Source organism: Rhodococcus sp. GQ147 (genome assembly GCF_059759155.1).
Window position 1 is genome coordinate 227,822 of sequence record NZ_JCAXDU010000001.1, and the last position, 23,669, is coordinate 251,490.

The 23,669-nt window shown below is 70.8% G+C and carries 19 protein-coding genes; 4 read left to right on the forward strand and 15 right to left on the reverse strand.

Features of this window, described 5'->3' with window-relative positions; genetic code table 11:
- Positions 1–4: 4 nt before the first annotated feature.
- The 3 genes from alr to glmS are packed head-to-tail and all read right to left on the reverse strand — an operon-like array spanning position 5 to position 4,581.
- Positions 5–1,177 (reverse strand): alanine racemase, encoded by a 1,173-nt coding sequence (alr, locus tag AC6CID_RS01100; protein ID WP_039584927.1) that lies wholly within the window; start codon positions 1,175–1,177, stop codon positions 5–7.
- Positions 1,178–1,235: 58 nt separating this feature from the next.
- The gene (locus AC6CID_RS01105) at positions 1,236–2,687 is read right to left on the reverse strand and encodes a bifunctional ADP-dependent NAD(P)H-hydrate dehydratase/NAD(P)H-hydrate epimerase (protein ID WP_006550062.1); all 1,452 of its coding nucleotides are present in this window, start codon (positions 2,685–2,687) and stop codon (positions 1,236–1,238) included.
- 28 nt (positions 2,688–2,715) lie between these two features.
- On the reverse strand, positions 2,716–4,581 hold the full coding sequence (gene glmS / locus AC6CID_RS01110) for a glutamine--fructose-6-phosphate transaminase (isomerizing) (RefSeq protein ID WP_498353475.1): 1,866 nt from the start codon (positions 4,579–4,581) through the stop codon (positions 2,716–2,718).
- A gap of 128 nt (positions 4,582–4,709) precedes the next feature.
- Here glmS and AC6CID_RS01115 point away from each other — a divergent pair, with 128 nt between their 5' ends.
- On the forward strand, positions 4,710–5,558 hold the full coding sequence (locus AC6CID_RS01115; RefSeq protein ID WP_255025864.1) for an alpha/beta hydrolase family protein: 849 nt from the start codon (positions 4,710–4,712) through the stop codon (positions 5,556–5,558).
- Positions 5,559–5,582: 24 nt separating this feature from the next.
- Here AC6CID_RS01115 and AC6CID_RS01120 read toward each other — a convergent pair whose 3' ends face one another.
- The 9 genes from AC6CID_RS01120 to eccCa form a co-directional block, all read right to left on the reverse strand.
- On the reverse strand, positions 5,583–6,599 hold the full coding sequence (locus AC6CID_RS01120; RefSeq protein ID WP_498353476.1) for a WXG100 family type VII secretion target: 1,017 nt from the start codon (positions 6,597–6,599) through the stop codon (positions 5,583–5,585).
- Positions 6,596–6,964: a hypothetical protein gene (locus AC6CID_RS01125; protein WP_064852618.1), complete on the reverse strand. Its 369-nt coding sequence runs from the start codon at positions 6,962–6,964 to the stop codon at positions 6,596–6,598. The genes AC6CID_RS01120 and AC6CID_RS01125 overlap by 4 nt, the downstream gene beginning before the upstream one ends.
- Positions 6,965–7,082: 118 nt before the next feature.
- Positions 7,083–8,423 (reverse strand): phosphoglucosamine mutase, encoded by a 1,341-nt coding sequence (gene glmM, locus AC6CID_RS01130; RefSeq protein WP_193902430.1) that lies wholly within the window; start codon positions 8,421–8,423, stop codon positions 7,083–7,085.
- Between the two features lie 152 nt (positions 8,424–8,575).
- On the reverse strand, positions 8,576–9,079 hold the full coding sequence (gene rpsI / locus AC6CID_RS01135) for a 30S ribosomal protein S9 (protein WP_006550056.1): 504 nt from the start codon (positions 9,077–9,079) through the stop codon (positions 8,576–8,578).
- Positions 9,076–9,519, reverse strand: coding sequence for a 50S ribosomal protein L13 (gene rplM, locus AC6CID_RS01140; protein WP_006550055.1), 444 nt, complete (start codon positions 9,517–9,519; stop codon positions 9,076–9,078). The genes rpsI and rplM overlap by 4 nt, the downstream gene beginning before the upstream one ends.
- Positions 9,520–9,808: 289 nt before the next feature.
- The gene (locus AC6CID_RS01145; RefSeq protein WP_016690931.1) at positions 9,809–10,099 is read right to left on the reverse strand and encodes a WXG100 family type VII secretion target; all 291 of its coding nucleotides are present in this window, start codon (positions 10,097–10,099) and stop codon (positions 9,809–9,811) included.
- Positions 10,100–10,159: 60 nt separating this feature from the next.
- Positions 10,160–10,513: a WXG100 family type VII secretion target gene (locus AC6CID_RS01150; protein WP_019288588.1), complete on the reverse strand. Its 354-nt coding sequence runs from the start codon at positions 10,511–10,513 to the stop codon at positions 10,160–10,162.
- A 130-nt stretch (positions 10,514–10,643) separates the two neighbouring features.
- Entirely contained in the window at positions 10,644–12,158 is a 1,515-nt protein-coding gene (locus tag AC6CID_RS01155) for a type VII secretion-associated protein (protein ID WP_498353477.1), read from the reverse strand.
- Positions 12,158–16,141: a type VII secretion protein EccCa gene (eccCa, locus tag AC6CID_RS01160; protein WP_498353478.1), complete on the reverse strand. Its 3,984-nt coding sequence runs from the start codon at positions 16,139–16,141 to the stop codon at positions 12,158–12,160. The genes AC6CID_RS01155 and eccCa overlap by 1 nt, the downstream gene beginning before the upstream one ends.
- A 195-nt stretch (positions 16,142–16,336) precedes the next feature.
- On the opposite strand from eccCa, the gene eccD reads away from it, so the two are divergent.
- Together eccD and mycP are read left to right on the forward strand one after the other, a co-directional pair.
- Positions 16,337–17,788 (forward strand): type VII secretion integral membrane protein EccD, encoded by a 1,452-nt coding sequence (gene eccD, locus AC6CID_RS01165; RefSeq protein ID WP_228044602.1) that lies wholly within the window; start codon positions 16,337–16,339, stop codon positions 17,786–17,788.
- Positions 17,785–19,152, forward strand: coding sequence for a type VII secretion-associated serine protease mycosin (gene mycP / locus AC6CID_RS01170; protein ID WP_033096999.1), 1,368 nt, complete (start codon positions 17,785–17,787; stop codon positions 19,150–19,152). The genes eccD and mycP overlap by 4 nt, the downstream gene beginning before the upstream one ends.
- 1 nt (position 19,153) lies before the next feature.
- On the opposite strand, the gene eccB is transcribed toward mycP, so the two are convergent.
- Entirely contained in the window at positions 19,154–20,608 is a 1,455-nt protein-coding gene (gene eccB / locus AC6CID_RS01175) for a type VII secretion protein EccB (protein ID WP_498353479.1), read from the reverse strand.
- Positions 20,609–20,876: 268 nt separating this feature from the next.
- Here eccB and eccE point away from each other — a divergent pair, with 268 nt between their 5' ends.
- The gene (gene eccE, locus AC6CID_RS01180; RefSeq protein ID WP_498353480.1) at positions 20,877–22,460 is read left to right on the forward strand and encodes a type VII secretion protein EccE; all 1,584 of its coding nucleotides are present in this window, start codon (positions 20,877–20,879) and stop codon (positions 22,458–22,460) included.
- Here eccE and AC6CID_RS01185 read toward each other — a convergent pair.
- Entirely contained in the window at positions 22,448–23,023 is a 576-nt protein-coding gene (locus tag AC6CID_RS01185) for an NADPH-dependent FMN reductase (RefSeq protein WP_220666889.1), read from the reverse strand. The genes eccE and AC6CID_RS01185 overlap by 13 nt on opposite strands.
- On the reverse strand, positions 23,020–23,625 hold the full coding sequence (locus AC6CID_RS01190) for a TetR/AcrR family transcriptional regulator (protein ID WP_498353481.1): 606 nt from the start codon (positions 23,623–23,625) through the stop codon (positions 23,020–23,022). The genes AC6CID_RS01185 and AC6CID_RS01190 overlap by 4 nt, the downstream gene beginning before the upstream one ends.
- Between the last annotated feature and the right edge of the window lie 44 nt (positions 23,626–23,669).

Below are 23,669 nucleotides of genomic sequence, written 5' to 3' on the forward strand. Positions count from 1 at the left end.
GACGTCACGCTCCCTTCGCTCCGACATAGGTCCGGACGGTCCGTCCGCCGATGCCGGTCACGATCTCGTAGTTGATCGTGCCCAGCTTGTCCGCCCAGTCCTGGGCGTTCGGCTCTCCGTGACGCCCGTCACCGAAGAACAACACCTCGTCGCCCTCGCTTACTCCTGCCCCATCGGGGCCGAGGTCGACGACGACCTGATCCATGCACACGCGCCCGATCTGCGGGCACCGGCGCCCGCCGAGCTGCACCTCGATGCGCCCGCTGAGATTGCGGCGGATCCCGTCCGCATATCCCATGGGCAGCAGCGCCACCGTCGTATCCGCGGGAGCAGTCCAGGTGTGCCCGTAGGACACCCCGTCTCCCGCCTTCACCTTCTTCACCAGCACCACCCTCGCCCGCACGGTCATCACCGGCCGGAAGCCCAGGTCGCCGAGTTCCGGGATCGGTGTCAACCCGTACATCGCAATTCCGGGCCGAACCATGTCGAATCGCAGGTCGGGACGGGTGACGGTGGCCGCGGAATTCGACAGGTGCACCACTTCGGGAGCCAGATGGTGCCGCCGCAGATCCGCGACGGCCTCGCTCAGCCGGTCGCGCTGCTCGGCGTTGCCCGGATGCTCGGGTTCGTCGCCGTGGGCGAGGTGCGAAAAGGCTCCACGCAGCCGCACGACACCTTCGGCCTGTGCCCGGCCCAGGTCGCGCACCATGTCGTCCCACTCGTCGACGGCGACACCGTTGCGGTTGAGGCCGGTGTCGACCTTGACCGTGACGGTCGCGGTGACCCCGACCTGCCGCGCCGCCTCGACGACGGCCGCTAGATGCCGCGGCGAGGACACGCCCAGTTCGATCCCGGCCTCGACGGCGGGAGCGAAATCGGAGTCGGCGGTGTGCAGCCACGACAGGATCGGAGCCTCGATACCCGCGGCGCGGAGTTCGAGGGCCTCGCCGAGCGTCGTCACACCCAGTTCGCGGGCGCCTGCGGCGAGCGCGGCACGCGCGACCGGCACGGCCCCGTGGTTGTAGGCGTCGGCTTTGACGACGGCCATGACCGCAGCGGGACCCGCGTACTCCCGGAGCGCTCGTACGTTCTCCGCCACGGCATCGAGATCGATGAGGGCTTCGGCTTGGGGAAGGACGGTACGTGCAGGTCGCGGGGTGCGTTGGGTCGTGGTCACGTCTGTCGATCCTGCCACTGTGCCGTCGGACGCCGACGTCGTGTCCCCGTGTACCACGTCACGATTCGGCAATGTGGGTGCGCAGCAGACGAATCGAGTCGCCGAGTCGCGAGAGGATCGCGCTCGCCGAGGTCGGCGCCGCTCCAGGGGACTCGGGGTCCTGCGCGGCCAGGTTCGCGGCGAGGGCGTGGGCCCGAGCACCGGCCGCCGCGGCCAGGTCCACCGGCATGCCCGACGAGAGCAACGACCCGATGACACCGGCCAACACGTCCCCGGCACCCGCGGTCGACGCCCACGAACCGCCCGCATCGTTGACGAAGACGTGCCCGTCGGGCCGTGCCACGAGCGTCGCGCGCCCCTTGAGCAGCACGTGCACTCCCCAGTCGGCGGCGAGGGAACGTACCGCCGCGACCCGGTCCGGTTCGGGGCGGTTCCCGGTCAGGCGTGCGAACTCGCCGGCGTGCGGGGTGAGCAGGGTGTGCGCGGACCGGCCCCGCACGAGACCGGGTTCGCGGGCGAGGAGCGTGAGTCCGTCGGCGTCGACGAGCACCGGCAGGTCGGTGGCGAGGATGTCGCGCAGGTTCGCGCAGGCCTCATCGTCGGTACCGGCACCCGGCCCCACGACCCAGGCCTGCACCCGCCCGGTCTCGGCCACCGAGGGCGACACGACGACCTCGGGGAACCGCGCGAGCACCTCGGAGGCACCCGACCCGGCGTAGCGCACCATGCCGGAGGTCGCGGCGACGGCCGCTCCCGTGCACAGCACACCCGCCCCCGGATACCGGGCGCTGCCGGCACGGACACCCACCACACCCTGGGAGTACTTGTCGTCCTCGGCGCCGGGCACCGGCCAGATCGCGCCGATCTCGGACGGTTCCGCCGCGACCAGCCCGGCCTCCGGGAGTGTGAGTCCGATGTCGACGAGTTCGACGCGACCGCAGCGCGTGGCGCCGAGTGCATGGACCGGCTTGTAGGCGCCGAAGGTGACGGTCACCGCGGCCGTGATCGCCGGTCCGTCGACGGCACCGGTATCGGGGTCGACACCGCTCGGGATGTCGACGGCGATGATCGGCGCGGTGATCTCGTCCACGAGCGCGGCCGCCGCCGGTCGCAGCGGGCCGCGCCCGGAGATGCCGACGATGCCGTCGAGCACGAGGTCCGGGTCGCCGAGGTGCTCTGGAGTCGCCGGGACGATCCGCCCGCCGGCCTTCCGCAGTGCCCGCAGACCCGCGGGGTGCGCCCGGTCGGGGTCGAGCAGCAGTGCAGTGACGGACACGCCCCGCCGGCGCAGGAAGGTTCCCGCCCACAGCGCGTCGCCGCCGTTGTCGCCGGACCCGACGAGCAGGCTCACCCGCCGACCGGCGATCCCACCGGTGCGTTCACGCAGTTCGGAAGCCACGACCCGCGCGAGTCCGTAGGCCGCGCGCCGCATGAGGGTTCCCTCGGGGAGAGACTCCAGCAGCGGCGCCTCCGCCGCGCGGACCACGTCGGACGGGTGAAAACTGCGCATCGTCCCTCCTGCACCGGCGGGTGGGTCGCTATTCGACGGTGACCGACTTGGCGAGGTTGCGGGGCTTGTCGACGTCGTAACCACGGGCCTGCGCGACCTCCGCGGCGAAGACCTGCAACGGCACCGTCGACAACAACGGCTGCAGCAGCGACGCCGACGACGGGATCTCGACGAGGTGATCGGCGAACGGCCGGACCGTCTCGTCGCCCTCCTCGGCGATGACGACGGTGACGGCCCCGCGGGCCTGGATCTCGCGGATGTTGCTGAGCAGCTTGCTGTGCAGCACGGCGCGGCCCTTCGGCGACGGCATCACGACGATGACGGGCAGCCCGTCCTCGATCAGCGCGATCGGGCCGTGCTTGAGCTCACCGGCCGCAAAACCCTCGGCGTGCATGTACGCCAGCTCCTTGAGCTTGAGCGCACCCTCGAGCGCGACCGGGTAGCCCACGTGCCGACCCAGGAACAGCACGGCCGGCGAGGCAGACAGCTCCCGCGCCAGCGCCCGCACCGGCTCCATGCCGGTCAGCAGCTCGGCGATCTTCTCCGGCATCGCCGCCAGGTCCTGGTACTCGCGGGCCACCTCGTCGGGATACTTCGTGCCGCGCGCCTGCGCCAGCGCCAGACCCACGAGGTAGTTCGCGGCCATCTGCGCCAGGAACGCCTTCGTCGAGGCCACACCGATCTCCGGGCCGGTGCGGGTGTAGAGCACCGCGTCGGCCTCCCGCGGGATCTGCGCGCCGTTGGTGTTGCACACCGCCAGCACCCGCGCCTTCTGATCCTTGGCGTGCCGGACCGCTTCGAGGGTGTCGGCGGTCTCCCCGGACTGCGAGATCGCCACGACCAGCGTGGACCGGTCGAGCACCGGATCGCGGTAGCGGAACTCCGAGGCCAGCTCGACCTCGACGGGCAGGCGGGTCCAGTGCTCGATCGCGTACTTGGCGACCAGGCCCGAGTGGTACGAGCTGCCGCAGGCGACGACGAACACCTTGTCGATGTCGCGCAGTTCCTGATCGGACAGGCGCTGCTCGTCGAGCACGATGCACCCGTCGACGAAGTGACCGCGCAGGGTGTCGGCGACCGCGGACGGCTGCTCCTCGATCTCCTTGAGCATGAAGTAGTCGTGGCCGCCCTTCTCGGCGGCGGCAAGATCCCAGTCGATGGTGAACGGCCGCGTCGCCACGTCGGTGTTGCCGTCGAAGTCGGTGACCTCGTAGGAGTTGTTCGTGATCACCACGACCTGGTCCTGACCGAGCTCGACCGCCTCCCGGGTGAACTCGATGAACGCCGCGACGTCCGAGGCGATGAACATCTCACCGTCGCCGACCCCGACGACCAGCGGCGTCGACCGGCGCGCCGCGACGATCGTGCCCGGATGATCGGCGTGGGCGAAGACCAGTGTGAACGCACCCTGCAGGCGGCGCAGCACACTGCGAGCGCTGTCGACGAAGTTGCCCGCCGTCGGACCCTCGGCGTAGGCGCGGGCCACCAGATGCACCGCGACCTCGGTGTCGGTGTCGCTGGCCAGCTCCACACCCGACTTCTCGAGCTCCTCACGCAGCGGCGCGAAGTTCTCGATGATGCCGTTGTGCACCACCGCGACCTTGCCGGTCGCGTCGCGATGCGGATGCGCATTGCGGTCGGTGGGACGACCGTGGGTGGCCCACCGGGTATGCCCCATCCCCGCGGTACCGGCGAAGTGCTCCTCGCCGATCTCGGCGAGCTCGGCCTCCAGATTGACCAGCCGCCCCGCCTTCCGCTCGACGGCCAGACCACCCTTGCCGTCGAGGATGGCGATTCCCGCCGAGTCGTAACCCCGGTACTCCATCCGCCGCAGCGCTTCCACCACGACGTCGAGAGCACGACGGTGCCCGACATAGCCCACGATTCCGCACATGCCTAGCAGGGTACTGGTCGACCCCCGCCCGGGAACAACACACCGGTGAGCCCGTACACCTGCATCGGGGCACGCCGTCCGGTACGCACCGACCCCGGCGGGCAGCGCCATCCGCTAACGTTCAGGCCGTGGCGGCGAACCCCAAGAAACTGGCTCAGGAACTCTCCCGGCGCGGCCCGCACTCGGTGCTGCGCGGCGACCTGGCGCTCGCCGGTCAGCCGGGTGTCGTGTACACCCCAGCGGAAGGCTTCGACCTGCCCGCGATCGCGTTCGGGCACGGCTGGCTCACCGGGGTCACGAAGTACTCGAAGCTCTTCGAGCACCTCGCGTCCTGGGGAATCGTGGTAGGCGCACCCAACACCGAACGCGGACCGGTGCCGTCGGCGATCGGCTTGTCGACCGACCTGCTCACCACCCTCGACATCTGCACCGGCGTGCGTCTCGGTACCGGGCGGATCAGTGTCCATCCGTCGAAGCTCGCGCTGGTGGGCCACGGATCGGGTGCCGGGGCGGCGGTACTCGCCGCAGCGAGGCGTGAGGTCGCGGCCGTCGCCGCGCTCTACCCCTCGCCCGTCTCCCCCGCTGCCTCCGAAGCCGCGGGCCGCGTGCGGGCACCGGGCCTCGTCCTCGTCGGCGAGAAGAGCATCGGGTCGATGACCAGCGACGCCGTCGCGGTCGCCCGGGGCTGGGGCAGCGACGACGTGCAGCTGCGGGTCGTCGAGAAGGCGAACGACGAAGGACTCGTCGAGGGGCGCCGCCTGCTCGGAGTGCTCGGCGTCGGTGGTGCCGAGCGTCGCACCCAGGAACGCACTCGTGCGCTGCTCACCGGCTTCCTGCTGCACCGTCTCACGGGCGACAAGACGTACGCGATCTTCTCCGACCTCACCACGGAGCTGCCCGGCTCCACGGTGATCTCCGACCCCGACGTCGTCGATCGCGATCTCGGCACGCAGGTCAACCTGCTCCTCGGGCGCTGACGGACCTCCGTTCCGTCGTTCGCGTCACAGCGGCCCGGCTTCTGCGAGCACGACTCCCGTATCGCCCTCGTCGTTCTCGTCCTGCCGGCGGTCGTCCTCGATCGGTCCGGAGGCATGTTCGCGTCTGCGTTCGCCCGGTCGGATCCCGGGAACCGTCAGCAGTGCACCTTGATTCGGCGGGTCGCTCGGTCCGTGCTGTATCGACCCGTCGTCGACGACGGGAGCCACCGTCCCGGCACCGGATACGCCCGCGGCCGCCGCTCCGGCATCATCGGCGACGCGTTCGGTGGTCGTCGCCAGGTCGGTGACGCTGCCGGCGATCCGGCGGCCGGCCTCCTCACATGCCCCGAGCACCACGTCGACGGCGTCCCGGACCGCCGGGACCAGACGTTCCTCCATCCATCTCCGGCACTCGGCGGCAGGGTCGGCCACGTCGCCACCGGGCGGGTCGCCCAGGTTGCCACCGGGCGGGTCGCCCAGGTTGCCACCGGGCGGGTTACCGAACCAGCGGGCATGCTCCTCCGGGCTCGGTCCGTGCGGGCCACCGCTCGCTCCGGCGACGATCGTGTCGATCTCGTCCCTCGTGCGACCGTCGACGGTGCCTTCCGCGAGTTCCCCGACGACGCGGGCCTTCTCACGCAACGCTGCGGCGATCGCGGTGGCCGCCGATTCCAGCGCGACCGCGAGATCGGTCAGCGACGCACACAGCGCCACTCCGGAACGGACGGTGGCCGTCAGCTCGGCGCGAGCCCGGTCGGCGGCGGATCCGTCCCACGACTCGTCGAGTTGCTGCAGGAGGCGACGCTGTTCGTCGGTCCGACGACCGAGCGAGGTCGCGAGCGAGCGCGTCGTGGCGGCGTCGTCGGCGAGGGCGGGCAACGAGAGGGTTCGTTCCTCGTCGTAGCGTGCCCGGACGTCCGCGACGCAACAGCCGGACTCGAGCCCGAGAGTGTGCAGGGACTGCACGAGGTCGGTCAGACGGGCCAGGCCGGGCGCTCCCGCGTCGAGGATGTCGCCTGCGCTCTCGGGAGGGGTCCTCACGGCTGCCGGGTCCCTGCGTCGCCGAACCCGACGCTGTCGAGTTCGGCACCGGTCACAGCGGTGAGGGCGATGCCGGTCGCGTCGTCCTGGTGCCGGTATCTGTCTGCCGCCGCGCGCAATGCGTCGGCGTGCGCCTGCACGGTCGCCGCCCAGCTCTCACACGTCGCACGCATCCTGCGATATCCGGTCTCGACGCGAACGCCGGCCGACCGGTGCGTCGATCCGGCACCGGAGCCGTCGAAGACGAGACCGCCGAAGCCACGACGGATCTCGTCGTCGGCGTCCTCGGCGACCTCCTCGAGTCGTGCCGCGACGGCTCGCACCGCGTCGCCGTCGACCTGGATCGTGCTGTGCTGTGTGTCCATGTCCGCCCTTCACCCACCGAACCCTCTCGAAGGGTTAGGACGCAGCGCAGGACGATCCGGTTCCACCGCAGCGTGACTGCGAGCGGAAACCGGCAGCGAAGGGCAGGGACCGCGCAGGTCAGACGGCGGCGACGACTCCCGCGAGACGGTCGGCGACCGCCCGGGCGTGATCGTCGTCGGCGGCTTCGACCATGACGCGTACGAGCTGCTCGGTGCCCGACGGACGCAGCAGCACCCGGCCGGTCTCACCGAGTTCGCGCTCGGCCTCCGCGACCGCGTCCGCCACCGCAGGATCGCTCGCGACGGCGACCTTGTCGTGGACCCGCACGTTCACGAGGACCTGCGGAAGCGATGTCATCACCGAGGCGAGCTTCGCGAGCGGCAGACCCGTCGTGGCGATCCGCTCCATCAGGCGCAGGCCCGTGAGCACGCCGTCGCCGGTCGTACCGTGCGCGGGCAGGACGATGTGGCCGGACTGCTCACCGCCGAGGCCGTAGCCACCGCGGCGGAGCTCCTCGAGCACGTAGCGGTCGCCCACGCCGACGGTGCGCACCTGGATCCCCGCCGCGCGCATCGCGAGATGCAGACCGAGATTGCTCATCACCGTGGCGACGAGGGTGTCGTCGGGAAGTTCACCGGCTTCGTGCATGCCGAGAGCGAGGATCGCCATGATCGCGTCACCGTCGACCACCGTGCCGGTCGCATCGACGGCGAGGCAGCGGTCGGCGTCGCCGTCGTGCGCGAGACCGAGGTCGGCGCCGTGCTCGAGCACGGCCTGCTGCAGCACGGACAGGTGCGTGGATCCGCAGCCGTCGTTGATGTTCAGTCCGTCGGGTTCGGCGTTGATCGCGATGACCGTGGCACCTGCGGCCGCGTAGGCGGCCGGGCCGGCCTGCGAGGCGGCGCCGTGCGCGCAGTCGACCACTACGGTCGTACCGGTGAGCGGCTGGTGCACGGCCGTCGCGAGATGCGCGAGATAGCGGTCGAGGGCGTCGGACACGACGCGCACCCGGCCGATACCGGAGCCGGTGGGGCGTGCGGCGCTCTCGGCGTCGCCGTGCAGCACCGCTTCGATCCGGTCCTCGACCTCGTCGTCGAGCTTGTGCCCGCCGGCTGCGAAGATCTTGATGCCGTTGTCAGGCATCGGATTGTGCGACGCGGAGATCATCACGCCGAGGTCGGCGCCGTAGTCACCCGTGAGGTACGCGACCGCTGGGGTGGGCAGTACGCCCACCGACACCACGTCGACTCCGGCTGCGGTGAGTCCGGCCGTGACGGCCGCCTCGAGCATCTCCCCGCTCGCGCGTGGATCTCGACCCACGACCGCGACCGGTCGCCGCTCGGCACCCTGCGGGGCCAGGACCGCTGCCGCAGCGCCTGCCAGGCGTACTGCCAGCTCCAATGTGAGCTCGGCGTTGGCCAAGCCCCGGACTCCGTCGGTGCCGAACAACCGACCCATGTACACAGCCTCCCAGTCGTGTGCGGCCCCCGCCGCGGGTGTCGATAGAGGACAGAATGCACGAAAGCAGGCGCCGGTAGGAGATGTCTACCGACGCCTGCTCTCGTGATGGAACAGGTGCCGACTCTGACGAAATCAGCGTCGGCGGCACATCAGCGCTTGGAGTACTGCGATGCCTTACGGGCCTTCTTCAGGCCGTACTTCTTGCGCTCGACGGCACGCGGGTCACGCGTGAGGAAGCCGGCACGCTTGAGCGCGGGGCGATCCTCGGGGGTGACCTCGGTGAGTGCACGCGCGATGGCGAGACGCAGCGCGCCGGCCTGGCCGGACGGACCGCCGCCGTGCAGGCGTGCGTGGATGTCGAACGACTCGGTGCGCTCGACCGTCACCAGGGGCGACTTCACGAGCTGCTGGTGCACCTTGTTCGGGAAGTAGTCCTCGATGGTGCGGCCGTTGAGGGTGAAGTTGCCGGTGCCGGGCACGAGGCGGACGCGGACGACAGCCTCCTTACGGCGACCGACGGTCTGGACCGGACGGTCGAACACGATCGGGGCAGCAGGTGCCTCGACGACGTCCTCGACGTACTCGTCTGCAGCGACCTCGACGTTCTCGACGTACTCTTCGGGGTTCACGTTCTGTTCCTCGGGCGTCGTCACTGTGCCACCTGCTTGATCTCGAACGGCACCGGCTGCTGCGCGGCGTGGGGGTGGTTCGGGCCCGCGTAGACCTTCAGCTTCTTCGCGATGGCGCGACCGAGCTTGTTCTTCGGGAGCATGCCGGTGACGGCCTTCTCCACGAGACGGTCGGGGTTCTTCTCGAGAACCTCGCCGACGGAACGAGCCCGCAGACCGCCCGGGTGACCGGAGTGGCTGTAGAGGAACTTGTCGGTCCGCTTGTTGCCGGAGACGGCAACCTTGTCGGCGTTGATGATGACGACGAAGTCACCACCGTCGACGTGCGGCGCGAATGTGGGCTTGTGCTTGCCGCGGAGCAGGTTTGCCGCCTGCACCGCGAGGCGGCCGAGCACCACGTCGGTGGCGTCGATGACGTGCCACTGATGGGTCACGTCGCCGGCCTTCGGTGTGTACGTAGACACAGATCTTCCTCGTCTATCGTTTCGCTGCTGGCCTGCATGCCGACGGTTGCCACGCCCGGCGGCCAGTTGGGACCCGGGAGAGGTGTTCGTCGCACCACAGGGCACGACGACGTGCGACACGCCGAGGGGACACTCTACCGGGCGGACGCCGGGCCGGTCAAAGCGCCGCAGCAGCCCTGCCCTTGCGCACCCTCCGCTGGAGCACCCCGGAAGCAGCAGCACGTCCCGGCGGCCTCTCCACCACCGGGACGTGACAGCGCCGGATCGGTCCGGATCCGGCAGACCCGGATCAGCCCGGGAAGCGCTGCTGGTTCAGTCGCTCGACCTCCTGCATGTTGTCGTTACCGGTCGAGACCACCCGACCGATGTCGTGCAGCACCTGGATGAGGCCGGCCTCGGCCTCGTTCCAGCGAGCCTGCGTGGCGGCGTAGCGCTCCTGCGCCCCACTGTCCCAGGTGGCGATGAGGGGCGCCACCTGCCCCTCGATGCGGTCGAGCGTCGCCTCGATCGCCTTCTGACCGGACACGAGCTGGGCGTGCAGGTCGGCGACGCCGGCGAAGTTCTGATAGATCTCGGACACGGATCGTTCTCCTTGTTCTCGAATGTGTGCCGGAGGGCTGTGTGCCGGAGCGACCGGCGATCAGTTGAACGACCCGTTGAGCACCGAACCGCCATCGGGGTCGATCGCCGACAAGGACTGGGCCTGCTGGTCCTCGGCAGCGGCGTACGACCGTCCACTGGTGCGCACGGCTTCTGCCAGTTCGTCCAGGGCGTTCGACAGCTTGGTGTGGTTGACGTTCCAGCGCTCCATGATTCCGGCGAACTGTTCCGCCGAGCGGCTCCGCCAGACCGACGGCGCGGACTGCACCACGCCCGTCAGACGACCGAGGATCGCGTCGAGTTCGGCGCGGGAGTCCTGGAGTTGTCCCGCGACGACCTCCATCGTCGCTACATCGGTGGTGAGGTGATTCGAATTGCCGGTCGGTTGGGTCAACGGCGTACTCCTTCGCTCGTGCGTGGATCATCCGGCTCGGTGTCGAGCCGGTCCTGGCTCCTACATCTGGTTGGACGCACCCGATCCGGTATCGGTTCCGCGCCTTCCGAAATTCGTGGACCTACTTTTCTCACCCGCCCCGGAGGGTGTGGACGGCCTGCTCGCATTCACTCCGGATACGGGTCCATTCCCCCTCGAGGTACTGGCATCCCACGGAGACCTGAAGTCCGGGGAAGACCAGGACCGACCACCGCACCACCGAGTAGTCGTCGGGAACTTCGGTGTACGCCACGACCTTGCGGTCGGCGAAGGTCGTGTCGGTGTCGAGGTCGCGGACAACAGGTGCACGTTCGGCGGCCCGCTCCGCCAACGCGGAGGCGACCGAGCGCTCGTCGATCCCGTCGGGAAGATCGCGGTACACGACCAGGATCCGGCGATCGGTTCCGCCGACCGGTATCAGTTCCGCGCGCCCCTCGGGCACGGTCGCGGGGTCGCGGACGCGCCAGCCCTCCGGCAGGTCGAGGTGCAGCGGACCGGCGTCGATCCGCGTCGACGGGGAGGGACCGGCGTCGGCGGCCGACTCGGGCTCACGAGCGTCGGTCGGCGGCTCCTCTGCAGCAACGACTTCCGGCGGAGCCGGGACCTCCGCGTCTCCACCTTCTCCGGTGAGAAGCGGCCACAGGAAGATCGCAGCGGCGAGCAGGAACGGAATCACCGCCCCGGCGACGACCAGCGCGGGCACCGTGCCGGCCCGCCCGCCACGAGGGGGATCCGGGCGTGCGCGCACCTCGCTGAGCCACGGCAGTGTCCTGTCGGGTCCGTCGGTCGTCGGAGCGATGGCCGCGGCTCTCGCGGTCCCTCCGGTTCCTGCCGGTGGCGCCGGAGGGCCGGTCACGGCGCTGAGCATCTCCGAGGCCGCGACGGGCAGGACCCGCCGACCCGAACCCACGAAATCAACTGCGAGAGAGAAGAATTCGACACCGGACGGTTCGCCCGGGCCGCCGGTCACCACCACGACCTCCGGCCCAGCCCCGCCGCACACCGAGGTCAGCAGGTTCTCGAGTCGCATCGCGGCGTCCGGGGAGTGCACCGACAGACCCGGATCGCGTGCGAGTCGTTCGACGGTCGGCCCGTCGGGCCCCGGCGGAGCGATGCTCACGGCGGTGACTCCCCCGGCGGCGAATTCGAGCACCGCACACCGCTCGTGCGGCGCAGGATCGGCGGCGCGCGCGGCGGCCACCGCGGCCGGAAGCAGGATCGTATCGCCTGCGACCTGCCGCACGGCGGTCCGGAAGAGATCGCGGCGCCGCTCGTTCCACCAGGTCGGGTGTATCGCGCACGCCACCCCGCCGATGTCCGGTGCGCCCACGGTCGCTGCGGCGTAGGAGACGAGCCCGCTCAGCAGTTCTCCGAGTTCGGTTTCCCCTTCGACCGCGGCCGCATCCACGAGTTCCGTGACATCCATGAGTCCTGCGACGCCGGCCGGCTCCGACGGTTCCTCCGCTGCCGCTCCGTAGACCCGTCGGTCGCCGAGATCCGCGGCGAGAGCGGGCACGCTGCGCGTGGTTCCGGACCATCCGATGTGGACGGATCCAGGTGTCAGCGTGAACGCGACCGCGACGACCGTCTCGTCCCGGAGCGCCATCACACCTCCGGCGCCCACGCGGTCTGGACGAGCGCCGTGCCGTCGCGTCGTACGAGTGTGCCGCGGCCCGGCGGCACCGGCGACGGACGGACCGCGCCGACGAGCGCTCCCTCGTCGCGGCTACCGCTCATGATCAGACCCGGAGTCGACAACTCCCGCAGACGCCCGAGGATCGGTTCGTACATCGCGCGTCCGGCACCACCCGAGCGACGTGCGACCACCAGGTGCAGGCCGATGTCGCGTCCCTGCGGGAGATAGTCGAGCAACGGCAGCAGCGGATTCTGGCCAGAGGTGGCGACCATGTCGTAGTCGTCGATCACCACGAACACTTCGGGTCCGGTCCACCACGATCGATCGCGCAGCTGTTGTTGCGTCGTGCCGGGGCCCGGCAGCCGGCGCTCGAAGATGCCGGCGAGTTCGCGGACCATGGCTGCGAGGACCGTTGCCGACGCAGCGTATCCCCCGAGATGGTCGCCGCCCACGACACCGAGCAGCGTGCGGCGGTAGTCGCCGACGATGATCCTGGTCTGCGCACCGCTGCCGGCTTCGACCAGTCCGCGGCACAGCCCTCGCAGCAGATTGGTCTTGCCGCACTCCGAGTCGCCGAAGATCAGCAGGTGCGGATGGTCGGTGAAATCCACCGATACGGGCGCGAGTTCGGATTCGTCGATGCCGATCGGGACGGAGAGCCGGGCCGCCGGGGACGCGTCGGCCGGTGGCGGCCACCCTGAGGGCAGAGCTGTGAGAAGGTCGGGCCGGTCGATGCGTTCGGGCAGCATGCGCACCGGTGGCGCCGAACGCCCCGGCGTGGCAGCACGGACAGCCTCGACCGCCGCTGCGACGCCGACCGCGAGATCGGCCGGATCGGAGCTTCCGTCCACCCGCGGCAGCGCCCCCAGGATGTGCAGGCCATCGCGGTCGATACCGCGTCCCGGCCGCCCTTCCGGCACCATCGCCGCTCTCTTTCGGCCGTACTCGGAGTCGGACGGGTCGCCGAGGCGGAGTTCGAGCCGCGTACCCAGCAGGTCGCGCATGGCGGGCCTCACGTCACCCCAGCGCGGGGCGCTGAGCACCACGTGGATGCCGTAGGACAGACCCTGGGCGGCGAGGATCCCGATCGTCTGTTCCAGTGCCTCGAAGTCCTGCCGGATGCTCGGCCAACCGTCGACGACGAGAAAGACGTCGCCGAACGGATCGCCGGTGGCCGGTGCGACCGCGTCGGCGCGCATCCGCCGCAGCTGAGCTATGGACTCGATGCCGTTCTCGGCGAAGGACCGTTCGCGACGACGCAGCAGCGACATCATCTCCGCGACCGTGCGGCGCACCCGGTCGGTGTCGTGCCGCCCCGCGACGGAACCGACGTGCGGCAGGCCGGCCAGACCGGACAACGTGCCACCACCGAAATCGAGACCGTAGAACTGCACCTGCTCAGCGGTGTGCGTGAGGGCCATCGACAGGACGAGGCTGCGCAGCAGTGTGGACTTCCCGGACTGCGGGCCGCCGACCACCACGACGTTGCCGGCCGACCCGGACAGGTCGACCACCAGCGGGTCGCGGCGTTGCTCGAACGGCCGGTCGACGACACCGACGACGGTGCGCAAGGTTGCGTGACGCGGCACGTCGCCGGTGAGCACCGACCTGGGCAGCAGCATGTCGAGCGACGGGGAGTCGTCGAGCGGAGGAAGCCACACCTCGTGCGCCGGTGTTCCGTGCCCCCGCATCCGGTCGACGACCACCTCGAGCACGCTCCGGCCGTCGCCCGCGGGAAGAACCGGGAGCGGCTCCGTGACCGGGGCGGGCGGACCGGCGTCGACCGGCACCGCCCGCGCGGTGAAGAGCCGGGGCCGGGACGTGCCGGCCGGCACCGCCGATCGGGTGCGCCGGGTGGGGCGGCCGGGCTCGTACGGCCCCGAGACGTACGCCGCGGAGAACCGCTGGATGTCGGCGGAATCGGTCCGCAGATATCCGGCGCCGGGTGTCGACGGCAGGTGGTAGGCGTCGGGAACGCCGAGAACGCTCCGCGATTCGTTTGCGGAGAAGGTCTTCAGGCCGATGCGGTACGACAAGTGGCTGTCGAGACCGCGGAGGCGACCCTCGTCGAGTCGTTGGCTGGCGAGCAGCAGGTGCATGTGCAGCGACCGGCCCAGGCGTCCGATCGCCGCGAAGAGGTCGGCGAATTCGGGCTGTTGAGAGAGCAGTTCGGAGAACTCGTCGACCACGATGAACAGCGCGGGCAGCGGGTCGAGCGGTGCACCTGCCGCCCTGGCCTTCTCGTAGTCGCCGACGTTGGCGAAGTTGCCTGCGGTCCGGAGCAGTTCCTGGCGGCGGTTCATCTCGCCTTCGAGGGCGTCCTTCATGCGGTCGACCATCGCGATCTCGTCGGCGAGGTTGGTGATCACCGCCGCGACGTGCGAGATCCGGTCCAGACCGAGGAAGGTCGCGCCGCCCTTGAAGTCCACGAGGACCAGGTTGAGTGCCTCCGGCGGGTGCGTCGCCACGAGACCGAGGACCAGCGTCCGCAGGAACTCGCTCTTTCCCGATCCGGTTGCGCCGATGCACAGTCCGTGCGGTCCCATCCCGTTCTCGGCGGCCTCCTTGAGGTCGAGTTCGACAGGCGCACCGTCGATGCCGACACCGATCGGTACCCGCAGGCGGTCGCGCCCGCGGCGTGGCACCCATACCTGCGCGGGGTCGAAGCGGGCCACGTCCCCGAGGCCCAGCAGCTCCTGCCAGCTCGACGGCCGGTCGTCGCCGGCGCTCTCGTCCACCGCTCCGCTCGTCACCCGGTACGGCGCGAGCAGTCTGGCCAACGTCTGTGCCTGCGGAGTCCCGATGCCGTCGGCATCGGCGAAGATGTCGACGTCGGTGCCGGTGGCGACCCCGACCCGTCCTTCCTCGACCACCAGGCGCAGGCCGCGCGTCGCGCTGAGCCGCGTGGCGTAACCGGAGAGGTCGAGCACGGTCACTGCGTCGAGACCGTCGTCGAGCACCCCCGAACCCGATCCCGTGACCCCGCCGTCGACGACCACGACGAGGTGCACGGCACCCTCGGTGGCCGGGGCGTTCCGGACGAATCTGCTGCGACCGGCGAGGACCGCCGCGAGATCGGTCTCGAGTTCGAACAGCGAACCGAACACCGTGCGTGCACTGCCCGCACCGTCGCGCAGGACCGGGTTCTGCGCATGCGGCAGCCACTTGATCCATTCCCATTCCGCAGCGGTGTCGGGCCCGCACACGACGGCGACCTGCAGTGTGTCGGGACCGTGGAAGGTGCACGCCTGCGCGAGCATCCCCCGAGCGAGCGAGCGCGCCGCGCGGCGATCGCCCTCGAGGCCGATCGCCGCGAAACCCCGCAGCGACACAGCCGTGGGCAGCGCCTGCACCACCGAGTGCGCGCGCACGAACCTGCGCAGCGACAGGGCGGCGACGGGTTCGAGATCCTCGACCGGCCCGGTGTCCGGAGGCACGAGTCGGGTCGCGAGTCGCTGCCCGCCGCGCCCCACCCTGAGGTGACCGAAGTCGGGATCGGTGCTGCGCCGCTCCCACATCCGGACGGTGCCGGCGAGGGTCCACAGCAGGGCCGGGTCGGGATGCGACCATTCGAGCGCCCGACGTTGTTCGTGCGCCGTCTCGGTGACCTCGCGCCGGAGCTGGTCGAGATAGCGCAGATAGTCCTTGCGGTCCTCGTTCGCCTCGGCGGTCTTCGTTCCCCCGCTGCGACCACCGTTGGCGAGCATGCCCACCAGGGACACGACCATCATGAGCGGGAAGATCATCGCCATGGGGCTGCGTGCGGCGCCGGTGGTGAACATCAGCGCGACCATCCCGATCATCGCCGCGACCATCACGAGCGGGAGCAGTCTGGTCACCAGATTGCCGGGCGTGGCCCGGGGAATGTCCGGTGGCGGTTGGACACTCACCTCGCCGCTGGGAGCGCGCGGTGCCTCCCGCCGTGCTCTGCGTACGAAACGCACGGTACTCACGTTCGTCACCCCCCGGAACGCCGTCGGCCGCCCCCTACGGCCCCACGGTCGTGGAAGACTAACCCATGGCTGCGACCTTCCGTGCTCCTGTTCGCCCCTCGGCCCCTCGACGGACAACTCGGGCACGACACCGGTCGGGACGATGTCGTATGGTCTGCGTCGTTCGGACTGCAGTGACGGGGGGAACCGAGGCCGATGACATCTGTGCGTGCGCGATCCGAGACCCCGGGGCAGGTGGGCGCCCCGGATCTGTGCCGGATCACCGTGCTCGCCCGCCACACCGAGGTCGATCTCGCACTGCCCCTCGACGTTCCGGTGGCGCTGCTGCTCCCGGGGATCGTGAATCTCGTCGCCGGCCACCGGCCCGACAACGACTTCGACGCGACACCCGAACGCACGGAACCCGACGGCTGGGCGCTCGCCCGGATCGGTCGGGCCCCGCTGTCCGGTGCGCTGAGTCTCGACGAGCACGGCGTCCGCGACGGGGAGATCCTCGTCCTGGAGGACGCCGGATCCCCCGCTCCTCCACCGTTGTTCGACGACGTCATGTACAGCGTCGCGGCCTCGGACCGGACCACGACGCCGTGGGGTGCGGGCCCGTCGGGTCTCATCGCGGCCGTCCTGGGTCCGGTCGCCCTCGCCGCGGGCTGCGTACCGTTGCTGTTCCTGCCCGACGGCGCGAGCCGTCTCGCCCTCGGAGCCGTGTGCGCCGCGCTGCCTCTCCTGGTGCTGCTCGCCGCAGGCATCCTCGCCCGGCTCCACGACGATCGACGGACCGCGACCGCGCTGCTGTGGTGCGCCTTCCCGCTCGCAGCGACGGCCGGGGCGCTGCTCGTTCCCGGCGAATCGCCGGCGCCGCGTCTCGTCCTCGCCGCGGCACTGACCGGTGCGGTCGCAGTGCTCGCCGTGCGTGCCACCCGCATCGGCCTCGCACCGTGCACGGCGGTCGCCGCGACCGCCGCGGGCGTCGTCGTGACGGCCACCCTCGCGTCGACCACCGAACTCGAGGCGCGCGCCCTCGGAGCCGGAACGGTGGTGGTGGCGCTGCTGCTCGCCGGCACGGCACCACGCCTCGCGGCGATGCTCGCGAAACTCCCCATCCCCCCGGTCCCTGCTCCGGGCGCTCCGCTCGAACCGGAGACCCCCGAGAGCAGCGTGTCCGGGTTGCCGTCACAGGCGGAGCTCGAGCACCGTGCGAATCGAGCACGGAGCGCGCTCACCGGAATCGTCCACGCCGTCGTCCTACTCACGGCGGGCGGAGCGTGGTGCGCCGCGTTCCCGTTGGACGGAGACGTGTCCGTGCCCGCGGTAGCACTGGCCGTGGCGTCGGCCGTGGTCCTGGTCTTCCGAGGCCGCACCTACACCGCGACCGCGCAGGCGGCTCCCCTCGTGGCCGGTGGCGCGGTACTGCTGCTCGGGCTGCTCGTCGGTGCGGCAGCGAGCGGAGCGTTGCCGCCGTGGGCGGTGTTCGCATCCGCTACGGGTCTCGCGTGTGCCGGTTTCCTCTTCGGTGTGGTCGCGCCGCGACGGACGTTCACCCCGGTACAACGCCGGATCGCCGAGATCGCGGAGTACGCGACCATCGCCACCGTCGTGCCGTTGGCCTGCTGGGTCGCCGGTGTGTACGCAGCGATCCGCGGACTGTGACGGTGCGGCTGTCACACCGGTTCGCGGTCCTGGCCCTCGCCGCCCTGATAGCGACCACTACTCCGGGTCTCGCGACCGCCGCGCCCCCGGTACCCGATCCGGCGCAACTGCCCGCCGGCGCGACGCCTGCGCCTCCCGAGGCCACCGAGATGCGGGTGCTGTGCGCAGAACTGCCGGATGCTCCCGACGGACCGCAGATCCCTCGGGCACAACGCATCCTCGACTTCGCGTCCGTGTGGCCGATCACCCGGGGAGCGGGGCAGGTGGTCGCCGTCATCGACACCGGGGTCCATCCGCATCCGCGGTTGCCGGCCCCGAGGCCGGGTGGCGACTACGTGTCCACGGGTGACGGCACCGAGGACTGCGACGCGCACGGCACCCTCGTCGCCGGCCTGATCGCGGCGCGGCCGACACCCGGATCGGGTTTCGCCGGTGGCGCACCCGACGTGGGGATCATCGCCATCCGCCAGTCGAGCGGCCATTTCTCCGACCGCTCCCGATCGGACGACGATGCCGCGCGCAACGCCTCCGGATACGGCGACGTACGGACCCTCGCGGCGGCCGTCCGGCAGGCGGTGGATCTCGGCGCCACCGTCGTCAACATCTCCGAGGTCGCCTGCCGGACGGTCGCCGAAGGCCTCGTCGACGGTCCGCTGGGAGCGGCAGTGCAGTACGCGACGGATGTACACGACGCGGTCGTCGTCGCGGCGGCCGGCAACACCGACACCTGCCGCGAAGGCAATCCGCGCTCGGCGGATCCGGCCGATCCCGGTGCGGATCCGTGGGATTCGGTCGTCACCCTGGCATCACCGGCCTGGTACGACGAGTACGTCCTCACCGTCGGCGCGGTCGAGGACGACGGCACACCGGCCGGGTACAGTCTGCCCGGGCCGTGGGTCGACGTCGCCGCTCCCGGGAGCGGGCTCGTCTCACTCAATCCCGGCACCGACGGTCTGGCCGACCTGATCCCCGGCCCCCAGGGCGGCAGACCGGTGTCCGGGACGAGTTTCGCGGCGCCGCTCGTCGCGGCGACGGTCGCGCTGGTGCGCTCGCGGTACCCGCAGTTGTCCGCCCGAGAGGTGATGACGCGCATCGAGAGCACCGCCCACTCCCCCGCGGAAGGATGGAATCCTCAGGTGGGCCACGGGGTCGTCGACCCGCTCGCCGCCGTCACCGCGCCGCTGCCGGCCGGGCGCGCGGAGCCGATGCCGGCGGTTGCCGTCGCCGAGCCGACTCCTCCCCCGGTACCGGATCACCGGCCGCGCACCATCGCACTGATCTCGGCTGCGGCCGTGATCGCCGCGACCGCCCTCGTTCTCGTCCTCACTGCACCGGCACGACGACTCGCCCGATCACGGACCTGAATCAGTTGCCCGCCCCGACGGGGACCGCCTCCGGGTCGGCGGCGACACCGTCGTGTGCGAGCAGCGCCTGTTCCCGGCCGAGCGCGGGTCCCGGAGCGAGCAACTGCAGGATGGGCCACGGGACCCGGGCGGGTGGATCCGTGAAGCCGAGTGCCGCAGCGGCGTCCGCATCGGTGATGCCGTACCGCACGCCGGTGTCGGCGACGTAGAACAACGAACCGAGACGGTCGGTGTCCGAGGTCAGCGAGGTGGTCTGCACGTATCTGCCGCGGCCCGGCGGGATGTGGATCGCGTCGACCTGCGGTCCGGCATCGTCCGCCTGGGCCGGGACCACCGGCACGGCGTCCTTGCCGGTGGGCAGGGCCGTCCCCGCGGACAACCGCAGAGTCGAGCGGTGCCGGTCGTTCTCGCCTGTGCCGGGCTGCCAGGTGGAGCACGCCACAGGCCTCTCCCCCGGATCGACGATGCGCGGGACGACCTCGGGAAAGGTGTCGACCGGCAGTTCGTGCACGACCGGCGCGGCTGCGAGGACGTCGGGTGGAATCACCGGAATCTCGGGTGCTCCTTGCGAATCCGAGAAGTGGATGAGATGTGCGGTGGCCCGCGAGACCTCCTGCACACCGTTCTCGAGCACTACGTGGAAACTCTGCCCGTCCGGTTCGGACACCGCGACGACCGACCCGACTCGCACACCCGGGATCGACATGCCCGGGACACCTCCGGCGCCGGTGATGTGGGGTGCCGCCAGCTTCGGCGATTCCGGCACGGCGGCGAGCAGTCCGGGACTCGCGGGGCGCGCACGGGAGACGTCGATGCCCAGCAGGCGCACGAGCGACCGGTCGTTCGGGTCGATTTCGGCGCGTCTGCCCTCGTAGAGCAAGTGGTATCTGCCGTCCGCGGCCACGAGGAGCGCTTCGTCGTCGGCGAGCACCGAGCCTGCCCGGTGGTCGGGTGTGCCGGCGAGCACGGCGGTGGTCGAGGACTGCAGACCGTTCGGGTCGGCGACGTCGCACACCGTCCACGGCACCTCCTCTGCATCATGGACCAGGGAGGACGGCGCACCCGGGATCCCCACCAGCGGTCCGCGTGGTCGTGTCGTCAGTTCCTCGTCGGCTACGACCGCCGGTTCGGTGGGCGATCCGAGGATCAGCCGGGCCGACGCGAGATTCAGGACGGGATGGAAGGTCGTGCCGATCGCGACGTAGAGCGCACCGGAGTCGCGTCCGACGACGACGGAAGCATCACCGATCCGGTCCTGGGGGCGGAACAGGGCAAGGGCGGCACAGCCTCCCAGCACGACACACGCGACGACGGCTCCGACGACGAACGCCCGGAACTGGGAACGCATGGGATCGTGGATCATTCGTACGTCGCCCCGCACCAACGCATGATCCATGCGTCGTGCCAGGAAACGGTATCCACTGACCTGCCATCGCGTGGTCGGTTGCGCTGCCATCGATCTCCCCCCGTACGGCACGCTCTCTGGCGCAACACAGTACAGTCCAGTCGGGCGTCCACCACAGGCGCTCCGCGCGGTCAGGGGGAAGGTCGGCACCGCGCCGGAATCATTGCCGGCCGTCGTTCGGGGGGGATCGATGCAACGAACCGTCTTCGAGTCGGGGGATTCACGGGTCAGCACAGCGCCCACCGGTGCACGGGTCAGCACAGCGCCCACCGGTGCACGGATCAGCACAGCAGCAGGTGATGCGAGAAGCCGTGTCGCCGTGCGGCTCGTGGGTGCCCAGTGCGTCGCCGCCCTCGTATGGACGCTGGCGGTGGTGTCGGGGGCGTCCGTGTGGGTGGCCTGCGCGATCGCCGTGCCACCGGCCGCGCTGTGCCTCGTGCGGATCGGCGGACGCGGCACAGCCGAATGGATCGCGACCGTTCTGCGCCGACGCCCGGACGACGTCTCCGTCTCGGGTGTCCTCCGCGACTTCCACGTCGGGTCGGCAGTCCCGGTGGGGGTGCTATGGGACGGCCCGTACGCGACCGTGGTTCTCGAACCGTTCTCACCGGCCGGTGCGATCACCCGACTCGGGCGCGACAGCGAGGAGACGGGGCGAACGCTCCCCCTCGACGCGATCGCCGCCTGCCTGTACCGGCACGACGTCGTCCTGGACGGGATCGATGTCGTGGTGCAGGGGCGCCGGGTTCGCGACTCGACCCCCGCGGGGCAGGCCTACGCACAGTTGCTGGGCCCGCTTCCCGCCGCGGCCGAACGCACGGTGCGGGTGGTGCTCCGACTCGACGTCACGTCCTGCGCGGCCGCTGCCGCCCGTCGGGGCGGAGGCTCCGAGGGTGCCGCCCGGACCGTCGTCGCGGCGGCGCGGCGCGTGATCCGCGCGCTCGGCGACGCCGGGTACGGTGCGCGACTGCTCACCGCGAGCGAGATCGAACAGGCCGCGCTGCGCATCTCCCACGGGGTCCCGGCGACGGAGTGGGCCCCGACGCGCCGGCACGTCGCCCTGGCCTCCGCGTTCGACTCGGGCGGCGCCTTCGACCCACGTCGGATCGACCGCCGCCACACGGCGGCGATCTGGTCGCATCCAACTTTGGCGTCGACACTGGTCCTCCGGTTGCGACCGGGTGATGACGGGTCGGTTCGGGTCGGGGCGCTGGCACGGTTCACCACGCGCGAGGCGGACGTCCCCTCGGTGGCCGGACTGTTCCCGGCGTACGGACGTCACGCCGAACTCCTCACAGCGGCATTGCCCCTCGGGGTTCCGCAACTGGAAGACCGGGTTCCCTTGCGCGAATCGCGTAGCGGGGAACTCGACGCCCTCGCTCTTCCGGCCGGTGGGTGTGGGCAGCTCATCGGATCGGACGACGCCGGTCGCGCCGTCACCGCGCGTCTCACCGGTCCCGGAGTCCGCTCGGTCCACATCGCGGGCGAGTTGTATCTCGCCCAGCAGGTGGTCTTCCGCGCCGTAGCGGTGGGGGCGCGGGTCGTCGTCCACACCGACCGGTCCGGTGCGTGGCGCGGCCTGGTCGGATCCGCGGCCGGACCCGACCGGCTGCGTCTGGCGGGCGAGTACGCGGGCGACCACGATTTCGACACGGTCGTCTACGACGGCGTCCCGCCCACCTCGTCCATGCCGCACGCGACCGCGATCCACGTGCACATCCACCCGGACGGATGGCCGCGCGAGCGCCCCACGGTGTCGTTGCTCCAACCCGGAGCGGCCGGGGGCCGTGTGGTGCTCACGGTAGGCGGCGAACGCACGTCTCTCACCCTCGTGACGATCGCGGCGGAGAGCACCCATCTCGGCCGGTCGCGCATGCCGGATCCGGCGCCTCAGCCGGGATAGCGGTCGAGGGCGGTTCCGGCGCGGACGGTGCGGACCCACCAGGCGATCTGGTCGAGCATGCGTTCTGCGCCGTCGATCGCGGCCTCGTCCGTGGTGGTGCCGTCGGCCGCGAAGGCGTGCTTGACGCGGTGGAAGCTCACCGACTGCCGCACCGGCACCATGTGGACCTCGACGACGACCTGCCGCAACTGCTCGACCGCGCGCAATCCGCCCGACAGGCCACCGTAGGAGACGAATCCGACCGGCTTGGTGCGCCATTCGTGCTTGACGGTGTCGATGGCCGTCTTCAGCGCGGCGGGATAGCCGTGGTTGTACTCGGAGGTCACCACCACGAAGGCGTCCGCAGCACCGATGCGACCGGTGAAGGCGTCGGCGTCGGGACCGCCCGAGAGGTCGTGCGGGAGCGGAGTCTCGGCGAGATCGAGAACGCCGACGTCGAACTCGGGCCGACGCCGTGCGGTGGCCGCGAACCAGTCTGCGACGACCGGCGCGATGCGACCGGCGCGGACACTCGCGACGACGACCTCGAGGCGGATCGGATCGTTCGGTGCAGCCGTGGTCATAGGGTCGATCGTAGGTGCGGTGCGGTCGAGAGCCCGTGCGCGAGCAGTGCGGCGAGTTCCCGGTAGGCACGTGCGTCCTCGAGACCGGTTGCCTCGGCCACCTGCCGTTGCTGGATACGCACCATGACCGAGGCCACGACGTCGGCGACGAACGCCGCGTGGACGTCGCGCAGTTCGCCGGCCGCAACTCCCTCGGAGATGAGCTGGCGGACGCGGTCGGCGGCGAACCGGGTGTTGCGTTCGTAGACCTCGCGCGCGACCGGCGTGTGGGCGATGTCCTCCATGAACCGCGTGGAGGCGGGTTCGAGTTCGCGCCCCACGGCCTCGAGATAGACGCCGATGCGTGCCTGGGCGTCCGCGGCCCGCGCGACGTCGGCCTCGACCCGTTCGGCGGCACCCTTGAAGAAGTGGACGGTCGCCGCGTAGACGAGCCGGTCCTTGTTCTCCGCGAGTGTGTAGAGCGTCGATTTCGAGCAGCGCAGGCGCGCGGCGATGTCGTCGAGGGTCAGGTGTGCGAAGCCTTCTGCCAGGAACAACGCGACCAGATCGTCGAACAGTTGCGCCTGCCGGGCGGTGGGTCGCCGGCTACCGACTCTTGCCATACCGAAAACAGTACTGCAGTATCGTCCTCAGTACTATTTTCGGT